The sequence below is a fragment of the Nocardia sp. NPDC056000 genome (assembly GCF_042269265.1).
Classification (GTDB): domain Bacteria; phylum Actinomycetota; class Actinomycetes; order Mycobacteriales; family Mycobacteriaceae; genus Nocardia.
In genome coordinates, this window is the sequence record NZ_JBHJXS010000010.1 from 275467 (window position 1) to 287720 (window position 12254).

The 12254-nt window shown below is 69.0% G+C and carries 9 protein-coding genes; 2 read left to right on the forward strand and 7 right to left on the reverse strand.

The features are described 5' to 3' along the window. Positions 1 to 19 precede the first annotated feature (19 nt). From ACFC4D_RS28785 to ACFC4D_RS28795, 3 genes are all read right to left on the reverse strand, one after another. A complete protein-coding gene (locus ACFC4D_RS28785) occupies positions 20 to 1168 on the reverse strand; it encodes a BTAD domain-containing putative transcriptional regulator (RefSeq protein ID WP_375965213.1) in 1149 nt (382 codons plus the stop codon). A gap of 192 nt (positions 1169 to 1360) precedes the next feature. Next, on the reverse strand, positions 1361 to 3613 hold the full coding sequence (locus tag ACFC4D_RS28790) for an ArnT family glycosyltransferase (protein WP_376068056.1): 2253 nt from the start codon (positions 3611 to 3613) through the stop codon (positions 1361 to 1363). A 249-nt stretch (positions 3614 to 3862) separates the two neighbouring features. Beyond that, the gene (locus tag ACFC4D_RS28795; protein WP_376068058.1) at positions 3863 to 4699 is read right to left on the reverse strand and encodes a hypothetical protein; all 837 of its coding nucleotides are present in this window, start codon (positions 4697 to 4699) and stop codon (positions 3863 to 3865) included. Positions 4700 to 4851: 152 nt separating this feature from the next. On the opposite strand from ACFC4D_RS28795, the gene ACFC4D_RS28800 reads away from it, so the two are divergent. After that, entirely contained in the window at positions 4852 to 5301 is a 450-nt protein-coding gene (locus ACFC4D_RS28800; protein WP_376068060.1) for an SgcJ/EcaC family oxidoreductase, read from the forward strand. 70 nt (positions 5302 to 5371) lie between these two features. On the opposite strand, the gene hrpB is transcribed toward ACFC4D_RS28800, so the two are convergent. The 4 genes from hrpB to ACFC4D_RS28820 form a co-directional block, all read right to left on the reverse strand. Beyond that, the gene (hrpB, locus tag ACFC4D_RS28805) at positions 5372 to 7849 is read right to left on the reverse strand and encodes an ATP-dependent helicase HrpB (protein WP_376068062.1); all 2478 of its coding nucleotides are present in this window, start codon (positions 7847 to 7849) and stop codon (positions 5372 to 5374) included. Positions 7850 to 8093: 244 nt separating this feature from the next. Next, positions 8094 to 8708, reverse strand: a complete 615-nt coding sequence (locus ACFC4D_RS28810) for a DUF6636 domain-containing protein (protein WP_376068063.1) — start codon at positions 8706 to 8708, stop codon at positions 8094 to 8096. A 92-nt stretch (positions 8709 to 8800) separates the two neighbouring features. Then, positions 8801 to 9622, reverse strand: a complete 822-nt coding sequence (locus tag ACFC4D_RS28815; RefSeq protein WP_375965198.1) for a helix-turn-helix domain-containing protein — start codon at positions 9620 to 9622, stop codon at positions 8801 to 8803. Between the two features lie 31 nt (positions 9623 to 9653). Continuing rightward, a complete protein-coding gene (locus tag ACFC4D_RS28820) occupies positions 9654 to 10277 on the reverse strand; it encodes a hypothetical protein (RefSeq protein WP_364641916.1) in 624 nt (207 codons plus the stop codon). Positions 10278 to 10757: 480 nt separating this feature from the next. Between ACFC4D_RS28820 and ACFC4D_RS28825 the strand changes: the two genes are divergently transcribed. Then, complete coding sequence (locus ACFC4D_RS28825; RefSeq protein ID WP_375965195.1) at positions 10758 to 12248, forward strand: MDR family MFS transporter; 1491 nt, start codon at positions 10758 to 10760, stop codon at positions 12246 to 12248. The last annotated feature ends 6 nt before the right edge of the window (positions 12249 to 12254 follow it).

A 12254-nucleotide genomic window follows, 5' to 3' on the forward strand; every position in this document is an offset into this window, starting at 1 on the left:
CAATTGTCTAGAACAGGTTTCAGTCCTCGACGGCGGATACGTCCCGGGTGGCCCGGACGAGCACGAAGGTCAGCTCGGTATCGCCGATCCGCAAGCGCACACCATCGGCCAGGATGGCGCTGTCCACCACCCGCACCCCGTCGACGAACACACCGTTCGAGGAGTGCAGATCCTTGAGCACATACGTCATGCCGTTATCGACGATGAGCGCGTGATGCCTGCTCACCCGGCCGTCAGCGAGGGGAATGTCATTGTCCGAGAGTCGCCCGATGCGGGTGGCGGTGCCGGAGATCGGATAGACATTGCCGTCGCGGTCGCGCAGGATCGCCTCCGGTTCATGCCAGCTGCGATCCACGATGGTGGTGGCGCGGGTCGCCGAGGCGGCCCCGACCACCCCGGCGGTGAGCTGATCCTGGCGCAGGATGCGCGCCTCGAGTTCGCGAATGCGATGGCCCGGATCGATGCCGAGTTCCTCGGCCAGGGTGGCGCGCAGGCGGCGGGCGGCATCGAGTGCGTCGGATTGCCGTCCGGCCAGGTAGAGCGCGGTGATCAGCTGTTCCCAGAGTGATTCGCGCAGTGCGTGATCGCGCACCAGCAGCGCGAGTTCGGCGATGACGGATTCGGCGCGGCCCTGGGCGATATCGGCTTCGGCGCGGGCCTCGATGACGCCGATGCGCTCATCGTCCAGGGCCACGGCGTAGGCGTCGGCGAAACCGAGTCCGCGCAGATCGGACAGGACCGGACCGCGCCATTGTGCGAGCGCTTCGGACAGCGCCGCGGTGGCGGCGGCGAAGCGGCCCGCGGCCAGGGCGCGCAGCCCGACCTCGCGGCGGGTGCGGAAGCGGAAGACATCGCAGGCGGCGTCATCGACCACGATGCGATAGCCGGTGCCCATGTGCTGCAGCACGGTGCGTGCGTCGATTCCGCCGTCGCGCAAGGGTTTTCGCAGATTGGAGACGATGGCGTGCAGGCTCACCCGGGCGTCCGGGGGTGGATACTCCTCCCAGACGGCGGTGGCGAGCGCGTCGACGGAAACCGGCCGATTGGCGTTGATGGCCAGATAGGCCAGCACCGCACGCTGTTTCGGCCCGCCGAGCTGCTGCGGTACACCATCGATGGTGAGCTGCACCGGGCCCAGCACCCCGACCTGTGCGCGCACCTCGGCCATCGCCGAACTCCTCACGACCGCCCCCCGTGGCTTTCGACCGCAACTCTAAACTTTTTCGCGCCGTCGCGGGCGGCTGTTACCCGGCCTCGCAAGACAAATACCGACCGATCGGCTCGCATCGTGCGAACCGATCGATCGGTAGATGGCCCGGGCATGGGCGGAAAACCGTCGTGCGGTCGTCCGCCCGGACCATCAAGCGAGGTGGTAGACCTCCATATTGCCGACCATGGTCACCGGGTAGTTCGCCCGGACCCAGGCGGTGATCTGCGCCGAGGTCGACTGGTCGGATCCGGAGCGACCGCCACCCTGGCCGCCCTGCCCACCCTGGCCGCCCGGATCGTTCTGGCCGCCTTGGCCGTTCTGACCGCGTCCGTCGCGGCCCTGATCGCCCTGGCCCTGCGGATTCTGGCCTTCGTTCTGCGCGTTCTCGTCCTGCCCGTTGCGGTTCTGGCGTTGCCGGACCAGGTAGTAGCCGACCTGATGGTCCGCCACGTAGCTCTGGAACTGCGCCAGCGTCGGCGCTTCGTCACGGCCGCTGAAGCCGCCCACCGCCAGTAGCGGTGCGCCGGTGCGCAATTCGATCGAACTCACCTCGGAAGCGCCCACCGCGGCGGCGGCCCAGCGGGTATTCGCCGAGGCGATGAGACCGTCGATGGCCGAATCGTCGTTCGCGCCATTGCCGCCACCGCGATACTGCCCGCCGCGCGAGGGTCGCTCCGGACCGGCGATCGGGCTGCCGCCCGAATGCGCCTGCGCCACGGTCTCGACCGCGTACGCCGTCGGCCCGACCAGGCCGACAACCAGTGCGACAGCGCCGATTACGAGGCTGAAGCGGCGCACGCGCGGCATACCGAGCAGCAGTATCGCCGCCACGATCGAGAGCACGAGAATGCTCCAGCGCAACCACGGCAGCCAGTACGCGGTCCGGTTCAACAGTACGAAGGTCCAGGCACCGGTGGCCACGCTCATCACGGAAAGCGTTGCGCGCGCGGCGATATGCTCGCGCCGCTGCCACAGCTGCGTCGCGCCGATCCCGATGAGCGCCGCAATCGGCGGAGCCAGCATGACCGAGTAGTACGAGTGGAACGACCGGCTCATATAGCTGAGCACCGCCGCACTCACCAGCAGCCAACCGCCCCAGAGCACGAGCCCGGCACGCACCCGATCGGTGCGAGCCACCCGGCGGGTAATCCACACACCCGCCACCAGCGCGATGAGCGCGGCGGGCAACAACCACGAGAACTCCGTAGCGAGCTCACCATTGAACAGCCGAGTAACCCCGGGCTGACTACCGAATCCCCCGAAACCACCCTGGAATTGGCCGCCCCCACCGCCACCCCCACCGGGGATCTGCGCGCCACCACCACCGAATTGGCCACCTCCACCGGGGAATTGACCACCTCCGGTGATCTGACCGGCTCCACCGGGGATCTGCGCGGCACCGCTCGGCATTTGTCCTGCGGTGGTGGGGATTTGGGTGGGGGTGGCACCGCCGGTGAGTTGGGCGGCGGCACCGGTGGTGGGGCGTGCTGTGGCCGGGCGGCCGCCACCGCCGCCGTGGTTGCCGAAGACGCGGCCGAGGCCGTTGTAGTCGACGGCCAACTCCCACAGGCTGTTATCGGTGGATCCGCCGATGTACGGGCGGGACCCGGTGGGCCACAGCGCCACCAGGGCCACGTACCAGCCGGAGGACACCACCACAGCGAGTCCCGCCGTCGCCAGTTTCTTTATGCGCGTGAGGATTCCGCCCGCACCCGCGACCAGCACCACCAGCGCGAGGCCGGGCAGCACCAGGAACGCCTGCATCATCTTGGTCAGGAAGCCCAGGCCCATGAGGACGCCCGCACCTGCCAGCCAGGCGGTGCTCGCCGACCACCAGTTCTCGCCGGGCGCGTCCACCGAGCGCACCGTGCAGTACGCGGCGGCGACCAGCAGCAGGGTCAGCAGGGCGTCGGGGTTGTCGTAGCGGAACATCATGGCCGCCACCGGGGTTACCGCGAGCGCCGCGCCGGCGATGAGTCCGGCGGCCGGTCCCGCCCAGCGGCGCACCGTCGCCGCCAGCAGTCCGACCGCGGCCACGCCCATGAGCGCCTCGGGCGCGAGCATGGACCACGAGTTGAAGCCGAAGACCCGCCCGGACAGTCCCATGATCCACATGGCGGCGGGCGGTTTGTCGACCGTGATGGAGTTCTGCGGGTCGAGCGAGGCGAACAGCAGCGCCTTCCAGCTCTGGGTTCCCGATTGCACCGCGGCCGCGTAGTACTCATTGGTCCACCCGGCCCCGCCGAGTCCCCACAGGTACAGCACCGCGGTGGCCGCGAGTAGCGCCAGCAGCCCCGGCCGTTCCCAGCGCGGACTGCCGGGTGGGCCGAATATCACCGGCCTCCACCACGTTTCGTCCCGCACCGGCACCCCACCGTCCGCAACGCTGATCGCCGCCGTCATGCCCGCACTACCCTCCTCGAAAACCGCTCTTCACCTGCTCGGACTCGCGCAGCCTATGAGCCCCCGGTGTGCCCGCGCTTCAGCTCGCCTGGGAGTTCCCTGTGAGCCCGCTGCGTCCGCCGCGTCAACCCGGCACCGCCGCACCCGACGGCGGAGCTCGGGAGCGGCGGGGCCCGAAACGCACTGCGCCCCAACCGCTGTGCTGAGCGGTCGGGGCGGCAGGGCGCGGCGGTGGAGCCGCAGGGCCGGTCAGGCGCGGGTGGTGGTGAGGGTGAAGGGTGCGGTGCGGACGGTGCCGTTGTGCTTGAAGTCCAGGAACAGGCGGTAGGTGCCGGGGCCGGGGACCGCGGTGTGGAAGGTGATGTCGGGGCCGGGTGCGGTGACGCCGTCGCCGGGTTCGCCATTGGGGTGGACGTGCACGTAGGCCAGGTCGCCTGCGCGCAGGATGACCAGGTGGCCGTAGGCGGCCAGGTAGGGCTCCAGATCGGTGACCGGTGCGCCGTCCTTGCGCACGGTGAGGGTGAGCAGACGGCCCTCGCCGGGGACGAGATCACCGTCGAGCGTGACCTCGTAGCCGTCGACCAGAGCGGTGCGGGTGGCTGCCGGGGTGGGCTGCGGGTCGTACTCACCGGCGATGGCGAAATCGGCTCCGAGCGTGATGGTTTTGCCCAGCGCGGTCGGGGCGATATCGGTGAACGCGCGGTACGCACCGGCGGCGGGCAGGTTCAGGCGTACGGCCCAGGTGCCGTCGGCGGCCAATTCCGGGTGTACATGCCAGAATCCGGTGAGTTCCCGCTGCACCACGATGAGGTGCAGATCGCGATCGTGCAGCGGCGTGTAGTCGGTGACCGGCTCGCCCTCGGGTCCGAGAATCCGGAACCGGAACTCGAATTCGCCTGCGCGCAGGATGGTTTCGGCCAGTTCGAGCGTGTACCCGTCCTGCGTGACCTGCAACCCGCCCGGCAGTCCGGCGTCGTGCCCGGCGTGCGCGTCATGCCCAGCGTGCGCGCCGTGCGCGTCATGCCCGGCGTGCGGGTCGTGTGCCGTGTGGTCGGCGTGGTCTGCGGCGTGTGCGTGGGTGGTCATTTCTCCGGCCCTCTCATCTGACTTCGATCTCTGTTACGAATCAGAGTTAATACCCCCAGGGGGTATGCAGGCAAGCCCCGAGCGAGTGATGTGAGTCACGCCGGAATGCCGCACTTGACTTCAACATTGGTTGAGGTATCAGGATGTGGATCATGAGCACAGCAGCCGCGACCGCGCCGGTCATCGAGGACACCACGGTCGATCACACCGCCGATATCGCCGCGATCACGCAGGTGATCGCGAATGCGCAGCGGGCGTTCAACACCAATGACGCGGAGCTCATGGCCGCGGACTACGCCGCCAATGCCAGTGCGGGCAATGCCGTCGGCACGGTCATGCACGGCGCGGATACCGTGCGCGCGGCCTCGGAGGCCGGGCTCGCCGGATTCCTGAAGGACCAGTTCGTGCGCTACGACATCGCCGACATCACCTTCCCTCGCCCGGATGTCGCCCTGGTGCACAAGCTCGCTCGGGAGACCACCGCCACGGGCGAGCTGGTGGATCAGGATCCGGCCATGGTCGCGCTCTACGTGCTGATCAAGGAGAACGGCCGCTGGTGGACGATCGCTCGCCACAACACCCCGATCCCTCGCGCCGACTGAGGCGCGAGCCGCACCCCGCCGAGTCCGTACACCCCTCGGCGGGGTGCGATCACCCTTGCGGGCGCGGTCGCTATTCGCGCGCGCGGCGAGCGGTGCCCCGGTGGGCGGGCATGGCGGCGGGGTCTTCCGGCCAGGCGTGTTTGGGGTAGCGACCGCGGAGTTCCGCTCGCACCTGGGGCCAGCCGTTCTGCCAGAATGACGCCAGGTCTGCGGTGACGGCGATCGGGCGCTGCGCCGGTGAGAGCAGGTGCAGCAGAATCGGCACCCGGCCCTCGGCCAGGCGAGGGAGCTCGGCCCAGCCGAAGATCTCCTGGACTTTGACGGCCAGAATCGGGGTGTCGCCCGAGTAGTCGAGGCGAATCCTGCTGCCGGAGGGCACTTCCAGGCGTTCGGGAGCCAATTCGTCGAAGCGGTTCGCCTGCGGCCAGGGCAGTAGGCGGCGGAGCGCTTGACCGGCATCGATGCGTTCGAGATCGGCGCGGCGATTGGCGGTGGCCAGCTCGGGACCGAGCCAGCTTTCCGAATCATCCAGTAGCGCTTGATCATCCATCGCGGGCCAGGGCGCGCCGAGGGTGCGGTGCAGGAATTCCAGCCGCTGCCGCAGCCCGACCGCATCGGCACTCCACCGCAACAGGTCCAGTCCCTGCGTACTCAGCCCGCGCCGCAGCGCCCGTTCCACCAGCGCCCGGTCCGGATTCCGTAAAGGCTTCTCCGACAGCACGATCGCGCCCAATCGCTCGACCCGCCGCGCGACCACATCCCCGTCCACCCAGTCGACCTCATCGGCCCGGATCAGCAGATCCGGCGCGGCCTGCCGGGCCAATTGCTCATCGGCCATGGCGGCCAGCCGAATTCGCCCCTCCGCCCGCCCCGGATCCCGGGACGCGCCCGCCACCGCCAGCCATTCCGATTCCCCCACCCCGGAACCCGGCGGCAGCGATACGGCGGTGCCGCCCACCATCAGATAGCTGGGCGATCCCGGCCCCCGCCGCCGCGCCAACCGCTCCGGATACGCAAGCGCCGCAACGAGAGCCAGATCTTCCGCATTGCGCGGCCGCGCCTTCCCGAACCGCTCGCGGTCCGAGCCCTCGGCGTTTTCGACCAGCCGGGTGAGCCGGTCGACCTCACGCTTCCACCGCTGGGGCGGATCGGCGCGCAGGGTGCGGATGGCGGTGATCAGGTCGACGGCGGCGACGGTGGTGTCATCGTCGAGCAGGGCCACCACTTCGGCGGCGGGGCGGGCTCCCACCTGGGCCGCGCCATCGAGGAGGGCGCGCGCCAGCCGGGGGTGCAGGCCGAGCGCGGCCATGCGGCGTCCGCGGTCGGTGACCGCACCGCCTGGTTCCTCGGCTCCCAAGGCGCGCAGTACTTCTCGGCCCGCGGCGAGGGCACCCGGGGGCGGCGGATCCCACCAGCCCAGGCCCTGACCGTCGGCGGTACCCCAGCATGCGAGTTCCAGGGCGAGCCGGGTGAGGTCGGCGGTGCGGATCTCCGGTTCGGGGTACGCGGGCAGGGTGGCGTGCTCATATTCGGGCCAGCAGCGCCACGCCCAGCCGGGCGCTTCACGACCGGCGCGGCCCGCGCGCTGTTCGGCCACGGCGGCCGAAACCCGCACTGTCGCAAGGCCGGACAGGCCGCGCCGATGATCGACGCGCGGAACGCGGGCCAGGCCGGAATCCACCACGATGCGCACACCGGGCACGGTGAGGCTGGATTCGGCTACGGCCGTGGACAATACGACGCGGCGGCGGCTCCCCGCCCGCAGGGCAGCATCCTGGGCGGCCCCGGAAAGCCTGCCGTGCAACGGCATGACATCGACATCCGGCAGACCGGAGAGTTGTGCGCTCACCCGGCGAATCTCGGCCGCACCGGGCAGGAAGACCAGCACATCCCCGGCGGATCCGGCCAGCGCCGATCGCACGGTCCGCGCGATATGCGCCTCGACCCGTTCCTTGGGCAGTGCCGAAACATATTCCATCTCAACCGGATACGCCCGCCCGTGCACTTCCAGCACGGGCGCGGGCCGCGCACCGCCGAGCAGCGCCGCCAGCCGATCCGCCGCGACCGTGGCGGAGGTGGCCAGCACCCGCAGATCCGGCCGCAGCCCACCCCGCGCGTCGAGCAGCAGGGCCAGCAGCAGATCGGCGTCCAGATGCCGCTCATGACATTCGTCGAGCACCACCGCGTCGACCCCACCCAACTCCGGATCATTCTGCAACCGCCGCACCAGCAGTCCGGAGGTCACCACCTCGACCCGGGTCCCCGCGCTCACCCGCCGATCCCCGCGCACCGAATATCCGACGCTCTCCCCGACCGGCTCCCCCAGCAGCGCGGCCATCCGCCCGGCCGCCGCCCGCGCCGCCAGCCGCCGCGGCTCGGCGACCACGATCCGCCCGCCGGTCCCGGCGGCCAGCGCCAACGGCACCAGCGTCGTCTTCCCGGTCCCCGGCGGCGCGACCAGCACCGCCGTCCCGCGCTCACCGAGCGTCCCGACGATCTCGTCGAGCGCCGCGCGCACCGGCAAATCAGGCAGTTCAGGCAGTTTCATTGCCGCCCAGTCTGCCTTCCCCGCAGCCCGCCACTACGCCCACCGCACCACACGCACCCCGTGGCACCCGATCACGACGTGCCCACGCCACCCACACCGAGCCGCGTCCAGGAAGGCACGTGCGCAAACCCGCCTCGCCCTCCCGGCGATGACGAGGAAGAATTCCCGCACGTGCACGGCAGCCGATGTCCCGCACCGACGAGGCGGGATAACGGCTTCGGTTCCGGACCGGACCGATGCCTGGTCAGAACAGGCTCTGCTGATCGGCCGCGATGAAGAAGCCGTGACCGCCCGCATCGCAGCGAACGCCCGCCTGGGTGGAGGTGCAGGCGGTGCCCCGCACGATGATGGTTTGACCGTATTCGAGGACTTTGCCGCCGCCCTTGTTGTTGCCGGGAGTGACCGGTCCGGTCGGGCTGCCGACGAAGACGCCCTGGTTCAGGCAGATGAACTGGGATTTCGCACCGGCGATGTAGGCCGCGACCGCGCGGTCGGGCCGGGTGCCGCAGTCGGGCAGCGCGGCGGGGACCACCGAGGCGTGCTCGAGCTGGCAGCCGGTGCCGAAGGTGCCCTCATTGACGAAGCCGCACATGATGTTTCCGGTCGGCGACTGGAAGTAGTACTTATCCCCCTGCTGGAAATCGCGGGCGTCCACATTCGCGTCATTGCGGGTGGGCAGTCCGGCGGCCGGTGAGGATGCGGCGACCGTGCCGGGCGAACCCGGGTTGGCGGCCCCGCCCGCCGGGGTGGTGATCGGCGCGTTCGAACCGGGGGTCGCCCCGGTGGTGGTGTCGTCATTGCATCCGGCGATACCGCCGATCGCGGCGACGGCAGCGAACGCCAAAACCCATGCCTTCATGTATTTCTCCCGATTTCGATATCGCCCCCGACGCCATATAGGTCATCGAGCCGCGCGGCGAGGTCGTTAACCGGGCGTACGATCGGCGCGAATCACCAGGCGAAGATACCCGGCATCGTCTCGTGCAATGGCGGACCGTCATCGGTGTTTCGCGGTGTCAGACTGAACATCTCGATATCGCGCCAGGGATGCGCCCAGCGCAGCGAATCCATCTGGAAGACGATCTCCTCGCCGAATTCGGGTTCGCGCACGATGACGGTGTCGTCGTAGTACGCGGTCACCGGCATGGCGGTGTTCCACATCCGGTCGAAGTTCGGATTCGACTGGCACGCTTGGCGAATCGCGGCGATCTCCAGTTCGGGCACGATGCCGAGCGAGTTCTCCTTGAGGATGTACACCAGCCGGTGCACGATGGCTTCCCAGTTGACCAGCGCCTCGCGCGCCCGCGGATCGGTCATCATCTGCACGATCACGTTCACCGGTCGTTCCGGGGTGCCCAGCGCCGGATCCAGCCACGGAAACATCTCCACCGCACGGGCATTCGCGCCGAGCACGTAGTACTCCGGAACCCGGTGCAGGAAGGCCGGTCCCGGCATGTGATTCATGAGATTGAGTTCGGCGGCGGTCACCGTCTCCAATTGCCCGGCGGCGACGGTGAGGTCCTCCCCCATCACCATGGACCACACCTTGCGCCGCTTGTAGCGCGGCAGATCCAATGCGGTGCACCAGGATCGGATGGCGGCGACGGTCGGCACCCGCTGCCCGTTCTCGTACTTCTCGAAGCCGGAGCTGGACATGAACAGCAATGCCGCGACCTGTGCCTGCGTCAATCCGAGTTCGAGACGCTGGCGCTGCATATAGCTGCCAAGCATCTTCTGTTCGCTGCCGTGGTTCTCGGCCGGAACGGCGCGCATTGTGCTCCTAGCTTTTTCGTTCTGACGCGGTTCAACTGACTTGGCGCGCCGTGATACACGATTCGGCGTCCAGTCCGGCGGCCAGCTGTATGACGAGGTCGGCGGTGGCGGCCAGGCGGAGCGCGTCGGCATCGGGTGAGGGCACCCGCAACGCCTCGCGCACCGCCGAGCGGATCAGCAACGCGGCCTCGACGAGGGTGTCGGCGTGGGTTGCCAGCCGCAGCCGGGAGATCTCGCGCGAGCCCTCGACGGTGTCGTGCTGGCGCGGGACCACGCGAATGATGCGCTCGGCCAGCACCTCGGCGCGAATGAGCAGATCGGTGAGATCGCCCCACACCCGCCGCCGCCGTTCGGGCGCGGTGGGTTCGGCCGGGCAGATCTGATCGGATTCGCGCACGATACGCCGCGCCAGCGCGAGGAAGTCCTCGATTTCGCGCATGCGCTGGGTGCCGGGCAACTCATCGGCCAGCGTGGGATCCATCTCCCACACCCCGGCGACGGTGCGACTGTGCCGCAGCAGCCCGCCGAGCAGATCGATCACCCGAAAGAGTTCTCCCGCAACGGGTCCCACCGTGAGCCGGATCGCCATGCGTCGTTCGACGGCGATACACAATGCCTCACAGTCCCGCTGTGTGCCGGATGCGCCCGCCGTCATGAGCGAAAGCGTGGCAGACGCGGATTTACGGTGACTTAAGACACTTCCGCCTTTCGCCTTAAGAGCACGCCAAGTAGACCCGGTCGAAATCACCAGCTGATTCGATTGTGCAGCAGCGGCGTTCAGCGCACATCGGCCATGACCCACCCAAGTTGGGCGACCCGCGCGGATTGACAGCCCACCGGCTCGCACGGCCCCCGGACCTGTCCGATCCCGCACCGGGTCGGGTGACCAGGGTCACTGACGACTTTCGCGATGCTGGAAAGTCGCTGGTGAGCGGTTGAATCCGGCGGCGCATCACCGCGCGGGGAGGCGAAAATCAGAGGATTCCCGTCGGTGCCGCCCGGAATACTGACGCGCGACCGATGAGTTGAGCGACCCGTTCCCGTCTGTTCTCGTGTGGCGCCGGGATACGGGAGTCGGTGACTCGCCATCGGGCCACACGTCTGTTTCAGAGCTCACGCCCCCGGAGGTACCCGAATGCACGCCGATATATCCGCTCCCCCGGGAGCGCAGGCTCCCTCGGGAGGCGGAACCCCGACGGTCATCCGGCTGCTGGTGCTCGCGACCTTCGTGGTGATTCTGAACGAAACCATCATGATCAACGCGATCCCGCGCCTGATGACGGATCTGAAGGTCAGTGATCGTTCGGCGCAGTGGGTTTCCACCGCGTTCATGCTCACCATGGCCGCGCTGATCCCGGCCACCGGCTGGTTCCTGCAGCGGGTCACCACCCGCCGGGCGTACGCCCTGGCCATGGGCGTGTTCCTGGTCGGCACCGCGCTCTCCTCGGTCGCGCCGTCCTTCGCGATCCTGCTGATCGGCCGGGTCATCCAGGCCGGCGGCACCGCGGTCATGATGCCGCTGTTGATGACCACGCTGATGACGGTCGTGCACGAGCAGGATCGCGGCCGCGTCATGGGCAATGTCACGCTGGCCATTTCGGTGGCGCCCGCCATGGGCCCGGTCATCTCCGGTCTGATCCTCCAGATCGGTTCGTGGCGCTGGCTATTCGTGCTCATGCTGCCGATCGCCGGTGTGGTCACCTGGCTGGGCCTGCGCAAACTGGAGAACATCGGCGAACCGCAGACCGGTGCGATCGATGTGGCGAGCGTGATTCTGGCGGCCCTCGGTTTCGGCAGCCTGGTCTACGGCCTGAGCAAGTTCGGCGGTGGCGATGCCACCACGCCCGCGCTGATCATCGCCGCCGGCGCGGCCCTGATCGCCGTGTTCGCCTGGCGTCAGATCCGACTGCAGCGCGGCAGCGGCCCGCTGCTGGACCTGCGCGTCCTGCTGGCACCCACCTACACCAAATCGCTGGTCCTGATGGCGGTCGCCTTCCTGGCCATGATGGGCTCGATGATCCTGCTGCCGCTGTACCTGCAGACGCTGCGCGGGCTGTCCCCGTTGCAGACCGGTTTGCTGGTCATGCCCGGTGGTCTGGCCATGGGTCTGCTCGGCCCGACGGTCGGCAAGATCTTCGACCGCTTCGGCGGCCGGGTGCTGGTGATTCCGGCCGCGATCGGCATTACCGCCGCGCTCGCCGGGTTCACCCAGATCTCGCAGACCATGCCGTACTGGCAGCTGCTGGCCCTGCACATTCTGCTGATGGCCTCGCTGGCCGCGGCGTTCACGCCGGTCTTCACGCTCGGCCTGGGTTCGCTGCCCATGCATCTCTACTCGCACGGCAGCTCCATGCTGGGCACCCTGCAGCAGGTGGCGGCGGCGTTCGGCACCGCGCTGGTGGTGACGATCATGTCCGGTCGCGCCAATTCGCTGATCGATTCCGGCACCCCGGTGCCGGAGGCGCATCTGAACGGTATGCGGCTGGCCTTCGCGGTCTCGGCGGCGCTGTCGGTCCTGGTGATCGTCATGGCAGTGCTGCTGCCCAGCCGTGCCCCGGAGCCGGAGCACGCGGAGCCGACGGCGGACGAACTCGAGGACGCCACACCGGTTCTCGTGAAGGACTGAGTGTGC